The sequence below is a fragment of the Flammeovirgaceae bacterium SG7u.111 genome, assembly GCA_034044135.1.
Taxonomy (GTDB): domain Bacteria; phylum Bacteroidota; class Bacteroidia; order Cytophagales; family Flammeovirgaceae.
The window spans coordinates 2,360,083-2,378,272 of record CP139021.1; the positions used below are offsets into that span (position 1 = coordinate 2,360,083).

Below are 18,190 nucleotides of genomic sequence, written 5' to 3' on the forward strand. Positions count from 1 at the left end.
CCTTTCTAAAAATAGAAAGGATAGCGCCTGACTTCACTGGTCAAACAAAGTAGACTAAACATACTATAATATTCTGACTTTAAAAATTTGAAAATCATTTTTTGCTACCAAGATTTTTTTTTGAAAAGCTATTTGTTTTGGCATTTGTAGCGTTGATGTTAACAGAAGTAAATAAAGGAATCATTTTTGCAAACTGAGCAACGAGCAGTTTGTGAAGGAAAATGATTCTTACAAAAAGCTTTTTTACTAACCAAAATCTATAACAGCTAAGCGTATGGTTTCACTCGAACCAAGAACAGGTCCATTAGGGCTAAAACTATCAGCACATTTATTGAGGCGGGCGACTTTTGGCGCTACTCGCAAACAAATTGACGATTTTGCCAATATGACGGCAGCCCAGGCCGTTGCCGAATTATTACAAGCTCCTGAAGAAAAAGCTCCACCTCCTATCGACCCCTTGACGGGTTCGCCTTGGATAGATCCTGAAAATAGCGTATTTACGGCAGGAGAAGGAAACAGTGGGGAAGATGAGTTGAAAGATGTTGTATTAGGATGGTGGCTTTCGCAAATGGCAAAGTCAGGAATGTCTCTTTCAGAGAAGATGGCTTATTTTTTACACACGCACATTCCTCTTATCCAGTCGCGAATCCAAAAAAGTGCGGCGCTTTATTATCATATTGAACTATTGAGGTTTTATGGACTTGGCAATTTCAAAGAATTTTCGTTGAAGCTTTGCCTTGATAATGCGATGCTCCGCCATTTAGATGGATATTTGAATGTGGTTGGCAGGCCTCAGGAAAACTATGCCCGAGAGTTTATGGAGCTGTATACCATAGGGAAAGGGCCTCAGGTAAGTTCTGATGATTATACCAACTACACCGAACTGGATGTACAAGAAGGTGCAAAAATCCTTTCGGGGTATGGAGAAGACACGAGCTTCAGAAATATAGATGAAGATACAGGCTTAGCAGCGGGTGTTATCCAAGGTGGAGAGTGGCAAGGAGATGTGTATGTGGTAACCAGCGCAAAAAAGCACGATGAAAGCACCAAGACTCTTTCGGAAAGGTTTCAAAATACGGTGATTGAACCTGCGGAAATAGTGAACGGCAAAGCAACTGCCGAAGCTGCACTGGGTGAACTTCAGCAGTTTGTAGATGTGATTTTTGATCAAGAAGAAACGGCAAAGCATATTTGCCGAAAACTGTACCGCTTTTTTGTGTACTATAAAATAGATGAGGAAGTAGAAACTGGAATCATCGCACCCTTGGCAGAAACATTTAGGGACAACGATTACGATTTTGTTCCTGTGCTTAGCCAACTTCTTCAAAGTCAGCATTTTTATGATGTGGATAATGCAGAGTTGAAGGACAATAAGATTGGGGCAATTATCAAATCGCCAATCGAATTGGTGATGGGGATGATCAAGTTTTTCCAAGTAGAGCTTCCAGATGATCAATTGGATTATGCGACCCTACTAGACGGCGGGTATAGCAATATCATGAAATATATGAGCGAGCAAGGCATGTCCTTTGTAGAGCCATATGAAGTTGCAGGATATCCGGCTTACCATCAATTCCCCGTTTTTAACCGTAACTGGATTTCGGCCAATTACCTCGCCCAGCGCTACAAATTTATAGAACATCTTCTCAAAAAATCGGAGGATGATCCGAACTCTCCTTTGTTGGATATAGTGGCTTATGTGAAGGATACCAACAATATTTCCGACCCGTTTGATCCAGATAAACTAGTGGCAGAATTGGTCGATTACCTCCTTCCCGAAGGTGTGTCAGACGAAAGGTTTACCTATTTCGTAAATGCTGTTTTGTTAGATAACCTTTCGGTGATCAATTGGCAGTCTGAATGGCAGCAATACCTCGATAGTGGGGATGATGTGGCGGTGCGAGGGCAGTTGGAAAACCTCTTAAAAGCGATCCTCCAGTCTCCCGAAAGCCAATTGCAGTAGACTATTCAGTTTAATCTAAAACATTAACCTCGGTTTTTCCGAAAATACTAAAGCTACGATGAAAAGAAGAAATTTTCTCAAACAAGCAGCAAGTGCGGCTACTGGTCCATTTTTATTAGGAGGAATTCCTATGCACCTTTTTGCTCAAAACAGCCAGTTGAGCAGGATGGCAGCTGCTAGCCCTAACGATAAAGTTCTGATTATTTTGCAAATGCACGGCGGGAACGATGGACTCAATATGGTAATTCCCGTAGATCAGTACGATAACTATTATAACCTCAGGCCAAATATTGCCATTCCTCAAAATGGGAATAGAAGTTTTATTGAATTGGATAAAACGATAGCCAAAGAAAAGCAAGTAGGGCTTCATCCTGATATGCTCGGGGTAAAATCTATGTACGATGAAGGATTGGTGAATATCGTACAAGGGGTTTCTTACGAAAACAACAATGGTTCGCATTTTAGGGGAAGAGATATTTGGTTTATGGGCGGCAGTTACGATGATTATTTTGGTTCGGGATGGATTGGTCGTTACCTGGATCATACCTACCCAGGTTACCCAGAAGGACCTCCCGCAGCCTATCCAAATGCAACTATGCCCGACCCTTTAGGCATCGAAATAGGAACAGGAGTATCTATTGCTTTCCACCGAGAAGATGGAATTCCAGCAGGTTTGGCGGTTCAAAATCCTCAACAATTTTATGATCTGATCAATAGTGTCGGTGGAGACCCTCCAGGAGATATTGTAGACTCTTTTTATGGAGATGAGCTGAAGTACATTATGGATATAGAAAAACAATCTAACCTGTATGCTGCACGACTTAGGGAGGTGTATGAAAACGGTTCAAATAGTAGTGTTACTTACCCTGAAACCTATCCATTGGCGGCTCCTCAGGGAAGCTTGAAAAATGGTCTTTCTAACCAATTAAAGTTGATTGCCAGGTTGTTGAATGGAGGAATCAAAACAAAAGTTTTTCTTGTCAGAATTGGTGGGTTCGATACGCACGCTTCGCAAGTTGAAGATTATGATCCTACACTAGGGGCTCATTCAGCACTTCTTTATCATATTTCTTCGGCTATGAAAGTTTTTCAAGATGACTTGAAAAACTTGGGTATAGATGAAAAAGTGTTGACGATGACCTATTCTGAGTTTGGAAGAAGGGCAAAGTCTAACGGAAGTTGGGGTACAGATCACGGTACTGCTGCTCCTATGATGCTGTTTGGAAAAGGTGTAACACCGGGAATTATAGGTGACAACCCTGATTTGGCTAACTTAGATAGGAATAATGTCCCCATGCAATATGATTATCGCCAAGTGCTCGCATCAGTGATGCAGGATTGGTTTGAAGCATCGGATGAGGCTTTGGAAGCAACGCATTTCGACCAGTTTTCTGGTGAAAAATTGCCTGTGGTAGGAGGGAGTGTTACTTCTACCGATGAGTTTTTCAATGAGCGCTTTAGGTTGGATACTTGCTACCCTAACCCTGTAAGGACGGAGACTAAAATATCATGGAAGATTAATACTCCTGCCAATGTGACTTTGTCGCTTTTTGATAACTCAGGGAAGAAAGTAAAGGTGATTTATGAAGGGAAACAGCCCGCAGGTGAGCATGAAGTGATCTTAAATGTAAAAGGACTTACTCCAGGGATGTATTTTTATAGGATAAAAGCAGGTAAGCTTAAAGCTTCTAAAAAAATGGTGATTATTGGAGGATAAAGATTTTAGTGACTAGACCTAACAAATGAATATGGAGGTTGATTTCAACTTCCTTCGTTTAGCAATACAGATTAACTGAAAAAACGAAACCCCTTTGGCATTGCCTAAAGGGGTTTTTCTATGGAAATAAGTTTGGCTTTATGCAGCAATAGCTGTTTCTAATACGTCCATAAAGCCTTTGTTTTTCATAACATAGTTCATGATCCCAGCCCTTATTACATCGAAAAGAAGGGCTTCCTTGTCTTCGGGCATAAGCAAGATAAACTTAGTGTCTTCCAGCAAAGGGCTTAGTTTTTCAAATAATGTCAATCCGTCTACCCCAGGAAGGTTGTAGTCTATTACGATTACATCGGGCATATCTTGGTTGGATTTGTTTAGCTCAAATAAAGCTTTAATGCACTCGCTAGCATTATTGAATCCTTCTACAGCAAAATCATCTTTTAGCATAGTGCTCTGAAGTTGTTGTATGTAGGTGGTTTGGGGTTCTACAAAATATATGCTTTTCATTTTATATTATGTTTTTGGTAATTGGAATTCCCTCTTAGCAGATGAAGCTATTGGGGGAGGTTGAGTTGGTTGTTATAAATTGGATTATATTAATGTTTGATATTGTTTAAAACGTTTTCTGTTCTTCTCTGTTTTACAGCTAAAAGTAACCATATGTAATATATACGCCAAATAAAACAATAATATAATTACTTATTGATAACATTTGTTATGGATTTCTATGATTAATCCCATTAATTATAGGGTTGGTACTAGCTTATTATCGTTAAGGCAATGTTTGTGTTGAAATTGTATTTTTGTGTTATTTTGAATAAATAACAGGAAGCATTGCTATGGTTGCTTGATAAAGTATTTAGTATTGTGACTATGGTAATTAAATATGTGTTTGTTTATGATATTGGTTATTGAAGAACAGAAAGGGTTGATATATTATGAAATCCGTATAATGATATGTAACGAGTTGCTTTTGTTTATTCAGAAGTGTAAGTTCTTTTGAAAGAAGGTGCTGTTGTGCTTGTGAAATGCCTTTTATAGGTAATTTCGGTATGATATTAATCATATTTTGCTGTGTGTGTAATCATAGCAAAAACAAGGGCTGATCACCAAATTTATACCATTAAAAAGAAGGATAAAAAACTTGTTCTTCTGCAAGTAACAGAAGAACAAGTTTTGCCTAATTAATTTTTAGAAAGCAACTATCTGTGATTGTTTTGCTTTCTCCTAAGGTCTAAGACCTGTATCTGATTTTTTTAACTATAACCCGCAAGATGCTGACGGCTTTTGCGGGTATTTTTTATAACATTAGTTCTGTGGAATTGTTCCCTATTCCCAAAGCTTTTCTGGATACACTTTGGCTTCCACTAATGCTTTTATTTTATCGACAGCTTCTTGCTTGTCTTCCTTATACGTTACTCCAAACCATTTAGCATCTGTATTAAGAACTTTTACACTTGCATGCCCAGTTTGGATGACCATATTTACTACCCAAGGCAGGTAGAACTCTGCTTTGAGCTGCGTGCCATTTTCTTTCAAAAATTCAATGAAGTATTTTTTGAATTGAGCCATGGCTTCTTTAGGAAAGCCCATGAGGTTCATAGAAGCAACATCTTTATCATCAAGAAGGTGTTTTTGCTCATTTTCATCTTTAAAAAAAATCACTCCGTCATCACCTCGTTGAATTTGAGTTCTTTCTACTATGGTCTGTAAATTGTCTTGACTATCTGTGGCGCAAATCCCTCTAGATACGTATCCGTGTTCAGATAAGGTGTTTCCCAATTGGTAACCTACCATGCAGTAGCTTTCAGATTCGGGCGTATCTTCTAGGTTGCTCAAAAAGTCAGAAATAATTTTATAAGCTCCAGCTCCGTAAAAATCATCCGCATTGATGACGGCAAATGGCTCGTTGATTACAGGTGCGGCGGCTAAGATGGCATGACCTGTTCCCCAAGGTTTTTCTCTGCCTTCGGGTAGGGCAAATCCTTCAGGCAAGTCTTCTAGTTCTTGGAATACAACTTCGATTTTTATTTTATCTTCTAGTTTATTGACAAAGGCTTCTTTAAAAGCATCTTCAAAACTTCTTCTTATGACAAAAACTATCTTGCCAAATCCTGCTTGTATGGCATCATAAATAGAATAATCGATGATTTTCTCATCATTTGGGCCGAACCCGTCCATCTGCTTTAATCCTCCGTACCTGCTGCCCATTCCTGCAGCTAAAATCAATAGTGTTGGTTTCATTTTTAAATATACTTTGTTGCAATTATTTGTTTCTCTGCTTTTTAGCGTTACTTAATTGGTGTGTTAGCGTTATAGCTTGCGCATAGCCGTTAACAATATTCTTTATTGAAATTACTATTCACCTTAACTGGTTGGCAAATGTACAAAGCAGAACTTAGCATCAAAAAATGGGCCGAAGAAGATCGCCCACGGGAAAAGCTGATGTTGAAAGGGAAAGCCGCCCTTTCGGATGCAGAGTTATTAGGAATTATATTAGGCTCGGGTACTCGGTCGCTTTCGGCTGTGGACTTGTCCAAATATATTTTGAGCCAAGTGGGGAATAATCTTAATGAACTGGCAAAATACAGTGTGTCGGATTTGACAAAGTTCAAAGGGATAGGACCTGCAAAGGCTATTTCTATAGTAAGCGCATTGGAATTGGGCAGGAGAAGAAAGGCTAGCGAGGTATTGGAAAAACCCAAGATCACTTGCTCGACAGATGCTTATGAAGTGATAAAACCTTATTTGATGGACTTGCACCACGAAGAGTTTTGGTTGTTGCTTCTGAATAGGTCAAATCTTGTGATGGCTACACACAAAGTGAGTTCTGGTGGCATTTCGGGAACTGTTGCCGACCCCAAGATAATCTTCAAAAAAGCACTGGAAGTTAGCTGCAGTGCGGTGATTTTGGTGCATAACCATCCTTCGGGAAACTTGAACCCTAGTTCAGCTGATATAAAACTAACCAAGAAGTTAGTTGAAGCGGGAAAGCTGTTGGATTTGCCTATTTTGGATCATTTGATTTTTACCGACCATGCGCATTTTAGCTTTGCAGACGAGGGAATGATCTGATACTAGGCGTTTTTTCAAGAAACAGGTGGCAACAAGATGAAAATGTTGCCTTTTTTTATGCTCAAAATATAAATTACTGCAATAATGTGCTAAATTTGCAACTCGTTTTGCCAGAAGCTCTCTGGGTTTCGGGTGAATTTATATAAATCAGTACTATTAAACATTTCTAACAATGCCGAAAGTAAAAACAAAATCCGGTGCTAAGAAAAGGTTTAAGTTGACTGCAAGTGGAAAATTGAAGAGGAAACACGCTTTTAAAAGCCACATCCTTACCAAGAAGGAAACGAAGCAGAAACGTAACCTTACCAGCATGACAGTAGTGCACAAATCGGATGAAGGTAGGGTGAAAGCAATGCTCAACCTCTAATTCGAAGCACGGTCAGAAAGAAATTATTTTTAAACATTTAAATTTTATTTTAAGATGCCTAGATCAGTTAATCATGTTGCTTCTAGAGCCCGCAGAAAGAAAATCTTAAAATTAGCAAAAGGTTATTGGGGCAGACGCAAGAATGTGTGGACGGTAGCAAAGAACGCCGTCGAAAAAGGTTTACAATACGCATACCGCGATAGAAAGCAGAAGAAACGCAAGTTTAGAGGTCTTTGGATCCAGCGTATCAATGCAGGTGCAAGATTGCACGGTATGTCTTATTCTCATTTTATGGGGCAAGTTCGTAAGTCAGAAATTGAACTTAACAGAAAAGCTCTAGCAGATTTGGCGATGAATCATCCAGATGCTTTTAAAGCTATTGTAGATAAAGTCAAATAGATTGGCGGAAGCCATGAAATAAGAGGGAAGCTCGGCAATTTTGCCGAGCTTTTTTTATGCTCAATTTTTTAAATTTATCGCACCTATACTAACATACAAAAAACAGCCCTAGTAAAACCAGGGCTGCTAGCAGATTTAACAGAGTATCCAATACAAACTATACAGCTTGTGTTTGGAAAGCCTCCAACTGCTGGTGGAATAAGTCGAATACCAGGCTGTCTTCTGGCATTATAATATCGTCAAGCGTAATGGCTTGATCTTTAGGGATATCGTTTTTCAATTTGACTCCATTGGCCAATCCTACAGGCAAGAGGTTTTCTGCTCTCATCACTGGAGAGTTTTCACACATTCCGTAGTATTTATAGCCGCCAAGTCCATCAAGTGTTTCCCCAGCTTTCAAATCAGTTTTTGCAGCAGTCATAACCTCTACCACAGGCGCTCCTATAGGTGCTAAAATAGTATCCTTGAAATCGACCATTCTAGAAATAGAGTTAGGTATTTCAAATAACAAAAGGTGGTAAGGGACGTAGAAGCTATACAATGGTCCGTCACCAAGCTTACCATATTTCAAATAGTGCGCCGAAAGCGGATCGTCAGTAGTTGCATAGATAAACACGCCAGGACCAGGTTTTGGTCCTACTACATAATCAACAATTCCGCCTAGCTCTTTCAGTTGGTCTACATCAAATAGCTTGGTCAAGTCATCGATATGCTCTTTTGAGTGATGGCCGATCATTCCTCTTTGGGCAACTTTCATTCCTGTAGCATTGGCTATACATGCTTGTTCGATAGAGATTTTTGTTCCATCGGCAAAGCTAGTTACCATTTCAGGAGCCATTTGCCATTGCTTGGCAAAGCTAGCCTGAGTAGTTGGGTTACGGTAGCGGTCTTGTAGGCCTTTGATATTTCCTGCTACAAGAGGAGTGAAGCCCATACTTTTCACAAAGCGGTACAAGTTTAAAGTAACACCAGGCTGATCGCCATCTGCTACGCTGTACATCACACCAGCTTGATCAGCTTTCTGCTTCAAGATAGGGCCAAGAGTTGCATCAATTTCAGCATTGAACGACAAGATATGTTTGCCAAAGTCCATAGCTTTTAAGAATAACCTTGCGGTAAATTCTACTGCACCGGTCGCTTCTACCAAAATATCGATATTTCCAGCTTCAATAAGCACATCGATATTGTCGGTGATGACTGATTTGCCTTTTGCAATAGTTGCTTCAGCTTCACTCACGCTGTTGGTGATCTTATAACCCGTTATTCCAGCATAATCATATGATGTTGTCGCCTTTTCGATGGTACGTGCATGAGTGGCCGCTACTACCATTCCGGGAGTATATTTGGCGATTTGGTTGATCATTCCCTTCGCCATTGCGCCAGCGCCTATGATTCCCACTTTGATAGGGTTTCCAGCGGCTTCTCTGGCTTTTAATGCATTATCTACTAAAATCATAATTTCTTGTTTTGAACGAGTTGCTTAAAATACAAATGGGGTTTCGTACTCTTCGAAAGTCGGAGCATTCGTGTCTTTTTCCGATACAAGTGGGTTCATATCTGGCCACTCTATTCCACATGAGTCCCAGCGGATAGCACCATCGCTATCTGGCTGGTAAATCTCAGTTGTTCTATAAAGGAAAACAGCTTGTTCGGTCATAGAATAAAAACCGTGGGCCAAACCAGCAGGTACATAAAGCATGTTCCCTTTTTCGGCACTTAGCTCTATCCCAAATGACTTTCCGTAGGTAGGCGAGCCTTTACGGATATCAACCACTGCATCAAATACTTTTCCGTGCAGTACGGTCACGCATTTTACTAACTCGTGGGGAGGAGTTTGGAAATGCAATCCTCTCAAAACACCTTTGGCAGATACTGAATAATACCCTTCGGTAAAGTTTGTGTCCAAGCCAAGGTCTTTGTAGGTAGGCTCGTGGTAAGTTTTTACCAAGCGTCCTCTGTGATCTTCAAAAATTCTTGGTTGGAGTTCAAAGCAACCAGCAATACCAGTTTCTATTTTTTCCATTTATCTTCTATTTTTTAGAATTGTCATAAAGTTTGATTTGCTTAAGAGTGATCTCTTTAGCACTTTCTGGGTTTGAATACACCTCTTTGTACCAATCCACAGTTTGTTTAATGGTTTCCTCAAAATTCCATCTAGGTATCCAGTTTAGTAAATGGAAAACCTTGTCGATAGTCAAGTTAAGGAGTGACGCTTCGTGAAGCGCATCTACGTTGCTGTGGTCTTCCCATTTGCCTTCGCCCCAGTTTTTGAGTACTTCTTCTACCAAAATTCCCACATTTTTGTTGGAACTGATAAGCGGTCCGAAGTTGAATCCTCCGCAATACACATCTCTTCCGCGAGGTGGCTCTTCTTCAGACAAAAGCTGGGTCCCTAGCGCCAAATAACCATGGATAGGCTCAAGCACATGTTGCCAAGGGCGAGTTGCATGAGGATTTCTAACCTCAATAGTTTTTCCCTCAGAAAGGAAGCGGATACAATCAGGAACGATCCTGTCTTCTGCCCAGTCGCCACCGCCAATTACGTTTCCAGCACGAACACTTGCTACTTTTACCTTGTCATTGTCGCTAAAGAATGAGCTTCTCCACGAAGAAACCATGATTTCACAAGCTCCTTTACTGGCAGAATAGACGTCGTGTCCTCCCATTGGGTCATTTTCCCTATAGCCAAAGAGCCATTCTTTGTTCTCGTAACTTTTGTCAGTTGTGATAACTACTACAGAAGTAGAAATGCCCAATTGCCTTACAGCATCAAGTACATTTACAGTGCCCATTACGTTCACCTCTGTAGTTTCCAAAGGTTCGCGATACGAGTATCTTACTAAAGGCTGTGCTGCTAAATGGAAAATGATGTCGGGATCGACTTCTCCTATATAAGACTTGAGTGTGGCAAAATCTCGGATATCTCCAATTTTGTGGTCGATATCTTTTTCTAATTCTAATTGGTCAAAAAGTGAAGGGCTAGTATTTGGCTCTAAAGAGTAACCATATACATCAGCTCCTAGCATAACTAACCACTGGGTCATCCAGCTTCCTTTGAAGCCGGTATGACCAGTAACTAGAACTTTTTTTCCTTTATATGCTTCTTCAAATGATACTTCTATCATGCTTAAATTTTAAGAATAAATAAAGATTGCTACAGTTGAATGTGGAGGTTTGGGATTACCAAACTTTCCAAGGGGCTTCGTTTTTGTCCCACATTTCTTCGAGGACGTTTTTATCTCTCAAAGTATCCATTGGTTGCCAGAAACCTGTATGTTTGAATGCCATTAGGTTGCCAGTGTCAGCAAGAGTTTCCATTGGTCCTCTTTCCCAAACTGTAGTATCATCTTTCAAATATTCTCTCACAGATGGTTCAAGTACGAAGAAACCACCATTTATATATGCTTGGTCATTTCCATCACCCTGAGGTTTTTCACGGAAGCTACCAATTGAAGGGTCGCCAGCATGAAGGTTGAAAGCGCCGAATCTACCAGGTTGTTGTACCGCTGTGAGGGTAGCTTCTTTGCCATGGCTTTTGTGGAACTTTACTAGTTCGGTTATGTTCACATCACTTACTCCATCGCCGTAGGTAAGGCAAAATGTTTCGTCACCAATGTAATCCATTACCCTTTTCAAACGACCACCAGTCATAGTTCCTTCGCCGGTGTCAATCAACGTAACCTTCCAAGGCTCAGCAGATGAATTGTGAATTTCCATGTTATTGTTTTTCATATCAAAGGTGAAATCTGAATTGTGGGTAAAGTAATTCGAGAAGTATTCTTTGATGAAATAACCTTTGTACCCACAGCATACGATAAACTCGTTGATGCCATGTGCAGAATAGATCTTCATGATATGCCACAAAATTGGCTTGCCACCGATCTCAATCATAGGTTTTGGTCTAATACCACTTTCTTCACTAATTCTTGTGCCGTATCCACCAGCAAAAAAGACTGCTTTCATGTTTAAATAGGTTTTGAAAGGTTTGTGATTAATAAATTTTTCTCAATGATAATGATAAAATCACATCCTGTTTTGAAACATATGTTAATGCTTGGTCTAGGTATATAATTCTGATAACCATGTTAATGGTAGTAAAAGAATTGTTTTTTTAATATTAAACAAAATAATATTCTGAATGTATGACATATAAAGAATAATGTAATTGTTTGTCTTTGATTTGAAGAAACTTACATGGCTTTGTCTTGTATTTTGTTTGTTATTCTCTTTAAGAATAAGCTGTTGTTATAATACTATAAGTGTAATTATATTTTGTTTTAAGTTGTATTATGAGAATATTATTGTGTTTATATTACTTTTATTTGCTTTAAGATCTGTTGAGTTCCTTATTTGTATTTGTTAAATGGTTTGGTTTTTTATTACGTCTGAAATCTTAGGTTTCCTTGTTTGAATATTAAATAGCTTACATGTAGAAAGGTGTTTAGAAAGTGGGCTATGGAAGGGTAGGGTTGCTGCTTTAGCCAAGCATGTTTTGGGGTGTGTTTCCCAAAGTTGTGTTGTTGGGGTACTGTTATATACAGTCTGATAAAGTAATAAAAGTAAGCTTGACGATGTGTGCCATCATTGCTTATTGTTGGGCAGGGGGGATTTGGGTCTTTTATTAAAAGACATCATTAATACTGGCTGGTATTCGGTTTTGCTCAAGAGAGATCTTGTTTATAGTAGGGTGCCAGCCTAGGAAACATAATTGTGCTGGCACTGTCAATTAATGGAGAGGGGGGAACTTAGTTGTTTTTGAGAAGTGTGTATAGCTACGAGCAGGTATTGTTTGGGGTAGTTGATAAGGACTATTTGGTATTCTTACATTATTTGAGTTCATTTCGCACAGTTTCAATTTGAAGTTGCTGCTGTGGAGGGGTTACGGGGATATAAAATTTCTCATTCAACATATAAATGCCCTTGTTGCTTGGGTCAGCCTCGGTGATGCAGCCGAATTCAATCATGTTGATCGATTCATTATAATACATCACATATAAATTCTTTTTGTTGAATTCTAATTCGACATCTGTGACTTGAAAATTGACTTTTACTTTTTCAAGCGAATCATCGAAAGTGATACCTAGTGATTGAATATCTTTAGCAGATACATTGATATTGGCTGGGCGTACAACCTCTTGCGCCAATAATTCAAGGGGGATAATCAATAAAAGTAGAAATACATATTTTTTCATGGCTTTTAAGTTTATAGCAATCCTAAAATGAACAGACTATTTAGATTAGGATTTTACTGGATTCATAATGAGGAAAACTGTTCAAATTCTCCCAATTTCTAACATTGGTCATTTAATGATATGATCTTGTAAGTTTTATACTGTATATACGCAAATAGTCAGCTCCTTAGTTGCAATGTTGTGTTAATGTAGTTTAATAACGCCTTAAAATGTTGGGAAAGAGCTTGTGAAGCCTTGGGTCGATAAGTATAAGTAAATGTAATTAACAAGGAAAAATAGTAGTTTTATATACATAGACACACCAACTTTATTGAATTTTTGTACCTAGTAGCTATTTCAGACGTTTATATAACTAACAAGAAATTAGGCAATAGTCATAATGTTACAAATATACTATGTCCTCAATATGTATAGTCGACCAATTTTTTTGGGGATTTTGCGTAACTTAAGAAGACTCATTGCTTTACAGGCAAAAGGAAAATGAAGATCATGCTTGATTGGACAATACATTTAATATCCACACTAAAAAACTGGTTAGCTATTGGGTTGCTAGTTGTATTTGTTTGGGATGTGCCCCAAGTAAATGCGCAGCGACAAAAAGCAGAAGAATTGTATGAGAAAGCAATTGAGTTGACTACTGGTGTGTACCATTTAAAAGAGAATCAAGTTTCTATTAATATGTCATACGGGATGTTTAATTCTGTAGACCAAGCCTTGTTAGATACCTTTGATATCAATCAAATCAAGCACGTCGATCTAGTATTTTCCGACTTTCCAGTTGATCAATCTTTTCGGGAATTGAATATTAGGAGAATTGCGACTTTGGGCAGGATGTTGCCTGGGATACTTGAGCAAAAAGATATCAGGTGGCAACTGATTCGGCAGTTAGATTGCAGAAGTAAGCCTGAGGCAGAGCGGTTATTTCACGGTTTTGCTTTTTCAGTAAACACTGATGAGCAAGTTATTGAGGCTGATTACCAGAAAAATATAACCGAAGTAAAAGAAGCATTTCTTTCTTTGCCGCCCGAAGATAGGCGGTTTCTCTCCATGGGCAAGGACACGCTAGCATTTGATGTATTAGATAGAAATGTGCGAAACTGGAAAAATGTAACCATCGTAAGTGATTGGACTGCAAGTATGTATCCTTATACTACCCAAGTGCTCAGGTGGCATATTTCTAGGCTAGAAGACAGCAATATTTCAAATTTTGTATTCTTTAATGACGGAGATAACAAGAAAAATAATGAAAAGGTAATAGGAGAAACTGGTGGTATTTATGCCATTCAATCGGATTCTTTTAGGCATGTGGTCGACCTTATGAAATATGTGATGGATCAAGGATCTGGAGAAGACCTTCCTGAAAACGATATTGAAGCCTTGCTCTTTGCCATCGATAGCTTTCCCCAAGCACAGGCATTGGTGTTGATTGCCGATAATAAAAGTGCCGTTAGGGATATCAAGTTGGCTGAACAAGTTTCCAAACCCGTCCATATTGTACTTGCTAGGGTTTTCATGGACGATATTGCGTACATCCGCTCTCATTATCTCAAGCTCGCTTTTGTTACTGGAGGTTCAATACATACTAGAGATCGAGATTATGTGACCCCTGAAGATTTAGAGAATTTGAGGCAAGAAATTATCATTAGAAGAAGGGAAATAAAACAAGCTAAAAATACACGGCAAGGAAATTAAAGCTCCTTTTGCCTTTATAGAAATAGTAGGAAATATTGAGTGTTGGAATAATGATAAGTATCTACAAATATTTCATTTATGTGAAAAAGATACTCCACACAACGAAGTTTATAGAGCTGAAATTAATTCTGATATCAATGAGTTTGAGGCTCCCAAATAAGCCTGAGGAACATGCTGAACCTTTCGTTTTCTCTACTTGCCGGAATGCCTGTCACAATACCTATCATGGTCTGGTCGGTTATCTCTAGCCTCATCTGAGGGCGGATGGTCATGTCAAAATCATGATCGTCAAATGATTTGTTAAATTCTATGCCCATAAAGTTCCGAGTGCCAGGGATCATATAGTGCACGTTGGTATTGATTTCGTAGACCATCTGGAAACCGGAGGTTTGGAGGTCTTTTTCTATAATAGGACCGGTATAAATAAGTGTGTGGAAGTGTTGTCCCCAGCGTTTCGCTGCAATATAAAACGGGTTGAATACATGCCCTTTTACTAAAGGGTTTCCCCATGTGTTAAATGGAGAAAGTTCAAACTCATGAATGTAACCCAAGGCCATTGATGTATTTATTTTTTCTGAGACAAAGAAAGACCATTGTGTTGCAAGTTTTAGGCTCTGGATTTTATCTGGTGGGATAGAGTCTTTGGCAACGCCCTGCTGTGCTGAATAGAAAAGTAAAGGGACTTCTATTTCAAACCCTAGCCTGTTGATGGGAGCAAACTCATATTCCACCAATGCTTCATAACTATCAAAGTCAAAATTATCAGTTAGCCCGAGGCCTATGTTCCATTCCCTTTCCCCCTTTCTGGCGCCGAGGTCTCTTATAAGGTCAATATAAAGAGGCTCTGCATGTAGTATTTTTGGCGGATCAGGATCTTCTACTTCTATTATATATAGGCTATCCTTGTGTGAATTTTCACTTCTTTCCTGTGCTAAAGCCTTATAGGCAAGGAAGAAACAGCAAATGAATAAAAACGGTTTGGTAAAGTGGTCCATGTGAATTTGATTGGGAAATATCTTATGTCTATTTTGAAGAATGTAAGAGCTGGAGGGTATCCCTAAAGAGGCGTGCAACCAAAAATAATGAAAAAATATCTAAACAAAGACAGCTTTTTTGCAGATATAATGAATACCTACACGCAAAACATTTCTCAACTTAAATCTCTAAATGATGAAAATTATCAAATGGTTTCTAATTGTTTCCGTAAGCATATTAGTTATCTTATTTGCTTTATTCAAGTTCATGCAATCGCAAACCAAAAAGGCTAGCCCAGAACAGACCCTGGTTCATAACATTGGTGGAGCCAATGTTTCTGTTTTCTATTGTCGCCCGTTTAAAAAGGAAAGGGAAATTTTTGGTGCACTGGTTCCTTATGGAGAAGTATGGAGAACAGGGGCAAATGAGGCAACTACTTTTTCTACCGATCAAGATATTACGATTGCGGGAAAGCCATTGCCAAAAGGTGAATATACCATGTGGACCATTCCAGGTGAGACTAGTTGGAAAGTGATTTTTAATAGCAAGAGCTACGGATGGGGGGTTGATTTTAACAGCAAAGCTGCTCGCGAGCCCGAATTCGACGTCTTAGAGGTAGAGGTTCCTGTGCAAAAGCTTCCATCTGTTCAAGAACAATTTACCATCGCATTTGAGGAAACTAGCTCAATGGCCATGACCTTGGCTTGGGACCAAACTAAAATTGCTTTGCCTATCAATTAAGCTAATGGCGAGAGGAGATTTTATGAAAACACCCCCTAGTAATTGGTAAAACCTTTTGTTAGGGGGTGTTTGTCTTTATTCATTCTTACATTTTTGTAAAGACCATTGAACCATCAGGGCTTCCCCTTCTTGTGCGAAGTAGTTGTGTGCGGGAAAGCATATTGAAGCTGTCTCAGTTTGATGAGTATCCGAATGAATTGGTAAACAAGAAGGTGAGTGAGTTTTTTGTCAACTTTCAACTATTCTTAGAATTAGTTGTATTTAACTAAGTCGATGGTTGGGATATCGCATATTCGTTATGATATTTCACAATATTATATGGGTTGTCTTGTTTTTTTAAAGCACTTCAAAAAAGTTGGATGAAATTGTAAATCAGCCTAATATGAGAATGAATGAAGTAAAAGTTAGCAGCGAAAGAACTAGTGGCAAGTTGTTCTTAAAATTTGAATTTATAGGAAGTCTCAAGGAAGATATAGCCCTCGAAGCTATTTCAAGGTGGGAAGTATTAATGGATACACAATTGGAAGAAGGAGAGAAGGCGGAAATTATATGGAATTGTGAGCGAATGACGGGGTATGAATCAGAGGCGAGGAAAGGCTGGCAGAGTATGTTGAAAGAATCTAAGGAAAAAACTGGAGATATTTGGATAGTTACAGCTAAAACCATGTTTAGAGTAGCGGCAAAAACCATGGCATTGCTTACCAATTATAAATTGAAAGCAGTAAGCTCTGAAAGGGAAATATTTGAAAAGGTTTCTATCGGCTCATAAATTATTTGATTATAGTGTAAAACTTGCTTTAGCCCTCTCTCTTTATAAAGAGAGAGGGCTTTTTTATACTACCAAGGGAGTATTATTATTTGATTTTTCCTTTCATGGGTTACCTAGCTTAGGTCTGCTATTTCAGATAATCACCTCCTTTTTTATTCAAGTCAAAAAAACATTTTTATTTTTTTTTCGAAGAACGTGTATCTTTTTAGAGGTACAACATTATACCATTGAGTACTCCAAAGAATTCAGGATGACCTGGACCCAGAATTAGGAACATCAAGTTTGCGCAGGCTTGGTGGCTATCGGATGGGAATCCACGCTGTTGGCCGCGGCATGGAACCCTATTTTCTAACTTAATCTCACTTACTTATGGATAGTTTTTTTCAAATGATGGGCCCGGGAGGGCTGGCATTACTATTTGCCGGATTCGTAGTATCAGTAATTTGGTTGATGCGCTACAGCATAAATAAAGGAACAGAGAAAGCCATAAGAGAGGGTATTTCGCCATCCTCTCGTAGCAAAAAGTTGCCTGTTGCCAGCCTCGATAATTACCGGGGAACGCTCAGGAATGTAGGATTGATAGTAAGTATTGCCATGGTACTGGCAGCGTTCGAATACCCCAGCTACGGAGATCGCGTACTCGTTACACTGGGAACGTTGCAAGTAGATCTAGATTCGATGATTGAGATTCCACAAGTCGAACCTCCAAAACCGAAGCCTCCAGTAATGAAGCAACCTGTAGTGGTTGAGGCAGAAATAGAAGAGGAAATTTTGGAGGAGGAGATCGACTTTGGCGACGAACCTGACGAAGACGACATAATAGAGGATGTGGGGGCAGAAACAGATGATGAAGATCTGCCTGTTGAAAAAGCGCCTGAATTTGTCGACTATGCAGAAGTAAGCGCTGCACCAAAAGAAGGGATGCAAGCCTTCTTAAAGTGGGTTGCCAATAACTTAAAATACCCTGCCCAAGCTAAGCGGACCGATGTCCAAGGGAAAGTCTACATTCAATTCATAGTGGAGAAAGACGGTACGTTTACCAATGTAAATGTACTCAGAGGAATAGGAGCTGGATGCGATGAAGAAGCCCTAAAGGTGATAAAGCAGGCCAAGCCCTGGAGCCCAGGGAAACAGCGCGGCCGACCTGTTCGCCAGCGGATGGTGATACCCATCCACTTCAGATTGGCACAACGCTGAAACTCTTAGAAGCATATAAGAACTTTAAAGATACATTTCTAAATAGCTTCTTTCAAAACCCCGGTCAGGTTGATCGGGGTTTTTGCTGTTCAAATATAATGGA

Annotated in this window: 17 protein-coding genes; 9 read left to right on the top strand and 8 right to left on the bottom strand. The window is 39.3% G+C overall.

Going from position 1 to position 18,190, the window contains the following annotated elements; translation table 11 throughout:
* Positions 1 to 274: 274 nt before the first annotated feature.
* Together R9C00_09215 and R9C00_09220 are read left to right on the top strand one after the other, a co-directional pair.
* Positions 275 to 1,963 carry a DUF1800 family protein gene (locus tag R9C00_09215; protein ID WPO37628.1) on the top strand — a complete coding sequence of 563 codons (1,689 nt, stop codon included), beginning with the start codon at positions 275 to 277 and terminating at the stop codon, positions 1,961 to 1,963.
* 58 nt (positions 1,964 to 2,021) lie between these two features.
* On the top strand, positions 2,022 to 3,680 hold the full coding sequence (locus tag R9C00_09220) for a DUF1501 domain-containing protein (protein WPO37629.1): 1,659 nt from the start codon (positions 2,022 to 2,024) through the stop codon (positions 3,678 to 3,680).
* Positions 3,681 to 3,818: 138 nt separating this feature from the next.
* On the opposite strand, the gene R9C00_09225 is transcribed toward R9C00_09220, so the two are convergent.
* Together R9C00_09225 and R9C00_09230 are read right to left on the bottom strand one after the other, a co-directional pair.
* A complete protein-coding gene (locus tag R9C00_09225) occupies positions 3,819 to 4,187 on the bottom strand; it encodes a response regulator (GenBank protein ID WPO37630.1) in 369 nt (122 codons plus the stop codon).
* Between the two features lie 822 nt (positions 4,188 to 5,009).
* Positions 5,010 to 5,924 carry a sugar phosphate nucleotidyltransferase gene (locus R9C00_09230; GenBank protein WPO37631.1) on the bottom strand — a complete coding sequence of 305 codons (915 nt, stop codon included), beginning with the start codon at positions 5,922 to 5,924 and terminating at the stop codon, positions 5,010 to 5,012.
* A gap of 138 nt (positions 5,925 to 6,062) precedes the next feature.
* On the opposite strand from R9C00_09230, the gene radC reads away from it, so the two are divergent.
* The 3 genes from radC (at position 6,063) to rplT (ending at position 7,521) form a co-directional block, all read left to right on the top strand.
* Positions 6,063 to 6,755: a DNA repair protein RadC gene (gene radC, locus R9C00_09235; protein ID WPO37632.1), complete on the top strand. Its 693-nt coding sequence runs from the start codon at positions 6,063 to 6,065 to the stop codon at positions 6,753 to 6,755.
* A gap of 172 nt (positions 6,756 to 6,927) precedes the next feature.
* Entirely contained in the window at positions 6,928 to 7,122 is a 195-nt protein-coding gene (rpmI, locus tag R9C00_09240; GenBank protein WPO37633.1) for a 50S ribosomal protein L35, read from the top strand.
* 54 nt (positions 7,123 to 7,176) lie between these two features.
* Entirely contained in the window at positions 7,177 to 7,521 is a 345-nt protein-coding gene (rplT, locus tag R9C00_09245) for a 50S ribosomal protein L20 (GenBank protein ID WPO37634.1), read from the top strand.
* A gap of 157 nt (positions 7,522 to 7,678) precedes the next feature.
* Here rplT and R9C00_09250 read toward each other — a convergent pair whose 3' ends face one another.
* From R9C00_09250 to R9C00_09270, 5 genes are all read right to left on the bottom strand, one after another.
* Positions 7,679 to 8,977 carry an NAD(P)-dependent oxidoreductase gene (locus R9C00_09250; GenBank protein WPO37635.1) on the bottom strand — a complete coding sequence of 433 codons (1,299 nt, stop codon included), beginning with the start codon at positions 8,975 to 8,977 and terminating at the stop codon, positions 7,679 to 7,681.
* A gap of 24 nt (positions 8,978 to 9,001) precedes the next feature.
* Positions 9,002 to 9,544, bottom strand: a complete 543-nt coding sequence (rfbC, locus tag R9C00_09255; GenBank protein WPO37636.1) for a dTDP-4-dehydrorhamnose 3,5-epimerase — start codon at positions 9,542 to 9,544, stop codon at positions 9,002 to 9,004.
* Between the two features lie 7 nt (positions 9,545 to 9,551).
* Positions 9,552 to 10,646, bottom strand: a complete 1,095-nt coding sequence (gene rfbG / locus R9C00_09260; GenBank protein WPO37637.1) for a CDP-glucose 4,6-dehydratase — start codon at positions 10,644 to 10,646, stop codon at positions 9,552 to 9,554.
* A gap of 55 nt (positions 10,647 to 10,701) precedes the next feature.
* A complete protein-coding gene (gene rfbF, locus R9C00_09265; protein ID WPO37638.1) occupies positions 10,702 to 11,484 on the bottom strand; it encodes a glucose-1-phosphate cytidylyltransferase in 783 nt (260 codons plus the stop codon).
* A gap of 863 nt (positions 11,485 to 12,347) precedes the next feature.
* Complete coding sequence (locus tag R9C00_09270; GenBank protein ID WPO37639.1) at positions 12,348 to 12,713, bottom strand: hypothetical protein; 366 nt, start codon at positions 12,711 to 12,713, stop codon at positions 12,348 to 12,350.
* A gap of 480 nt (positions 12,714 to 13,193) precedes the next feature.
* Here R9C00_09270 and R9C00_09275 point away from each other — a divergent pair, with 480 nt between their 5' ends.
* Entirely contained in the window at positions 13,194 to 14,405 is a 1,212-nt protein-coding gene (locus tag R9C00_09275; protein WPO37640.1) for a hypothetical protein, read from the top strand.
* Positions 14,406 to 14,539: 134 nt separating this feature from the next.
* Here the strand turns inward: R9C00_09275 and R9C00_09280 are convergent, their stop codons facing one another.
* Positions 14,540 to 15,400: an HAEPLYID family protein gene (locus R9C00_09280; GenBank protein WPO37641.1), complete on the bottom strand. Its 861-nt coding sequence runs from the start codon at positions 15,398 to 15,400 to the stop codon at positions 14,540 to 14,542.
* A 172-nt stretch (positions 15,401 to 15,572) separates the two neighbouring features.
* Here R9C00_09280 and R9C00_09285 point away from each other — a divergent pair, with 172 nt between their 5' ends.
* From R9C00_09285 to R9C00_09295, 3 genes are all read left to right on the top strand, one after another.
* Entirely contained in the window at positions 15,573 to 16,121 is a 549-nt protein-coding gene (locus tag R9C00_09285; protein ID WPO37642.1) for a DUF2911 domain-containing protein, read from the top strand.
* 382 nt (positions 16,122 to 16,503) lie between these two features.
* The gene (locus R9C00_09290) at positions 16,504 to 16,890 is read left to right on the top strand and encodes a hypothetical protein (protein ID WPO37643.1); all 387 of its coding nucleotides are present in this window, start codon (positions 16,504 to 16,506) and stop codon (positions 16,888 to 16,890) included.
* A 369-nt stretch (positions 16,891 to 17,259) separates the two neighbouring features.
* A complete protein-coding gene (locus tag R9C00_09295) occupies positions 17,260 to 18,087 on the top strand; it encodes an energy transducer TonB (GenBank protein ID WPO37644.1) in 828 nt (275 codons plus the stop codon).
* Positions 18,088 to 18,190 lie beyond the last annotated feature (103 nt).

Bases quoted from the DNA above. Each gene is read 5' to 3' on its own strand.
- R9C00_09215 (WPO37628.1), top strand. From the start codon at position 275: ATGGTTTCACTCGAACCAAGAACAGGTCCATTAGGGCTAAAACTATCA.
- R9C00_09220 (WPO37629.1), top strand. From the start codon at position 2,022: ATGAAAAGAAGAAATTTTCTCAAACAAGCAGCAAGTGCGGCTACTGGT.
- R9C00_09225 (WPO37630.1), bottom strand. From the start codon at position 4,187: ATGAAAAGCATATATTTTGTAGAACCCCAAACCACCTACATACAACAA.
- R9C00_09230 (WPO37631.1), bottom strand. From the start codon at position 5,924: ATGAAACCAACACTATTGATTTTAGCTGCAGGAATGGGCAGCAGGTAC.
- radC (WPO37632.1), top strand. From the start codon at position 6,063: ATGTACAAAGCAGAACTTAGCATCAAAAAATGGGCCGAAGAAGATCGC.
- rpmI (WPO37633.1), top strand. From the start codon at position 6,928: ATGCCGAAAGTAAAAACAAAATCCGGTGCTAAGAAAAGGTTTAAGTTG.
- rplT (WPO37634.1), top strand. From the start codon at position 7,177: ATGCCTAGATCAGTTAATCATGTTGCTTCTAGAGCCCGCAGAAAGAAA.
- R9C00_09250 (WPO37635.1), bottom strand. From the start codon at position 8,977: ATGATTTTAGTAGATAATGCATTAAAAGCCAGAGAAGCCGCTGGAAAC.
- rfbC (WPO37636.1), bottom strand. From the start codon at position 9,544: ATGGAAAAAATAGAAACTGGTATTGCTGGTTGCTTTGAACTCCAACCA.
- rfbG (WPO37637.1), bottom strand. From the start codon at position 10,646: ATGATAGAAGTATCATTTGAAGAAGCATATAAAGGAAAAAAAGTTCTA.
- rfbF (WPO37638.1), bottom strand. From the start codon at position 11,484: ATGAAAGCAGTCTTTTTTGCTGGTGGATACGGCACAAGAATTAGTGAA.
- R9C00_09270 (WPO37639.1), bottom strand. From the start codon at position 12,713: ATGAAAAAATATGTATTTCTACTTTTATTGATTATCCCCCTTGAATTA.
- R9C00_09275 (WPO37640.1), top strand. From the start codon at position 13,194: ATGAAGATCATGCTTGATTGGACAATACATTTAATATCCACACTAAAA.
- R9C00_09280 (WPO37641.1), bottom strand. From the start codon at position 15,400: ATGGACCACTTTACCAAACCGTTTTTATTCATTTGCTGTTTCTTCCTT.
- R9C00_09285 (WPO37642.1), top strand. From the start codon at position 15,573: ATGATGAAAATTATCAAATGGTTTCTAATTGTTTCCGTAAGCATATTA.
- R9C00_09290 (WPO37643.1), top strand. From the start codon at position 16,504: ATGAGAATGAATGAAGTAAAAGTTAGCAGCGAAAGAACTAGTGGCAAG.
- R9C00_09295 (WPO37644.1), top strand. From the start codon at position 17,260: ATGGATAGTTTTTTTCAAATGATGGGCCCGGGAGGGCTGGCATTACTA.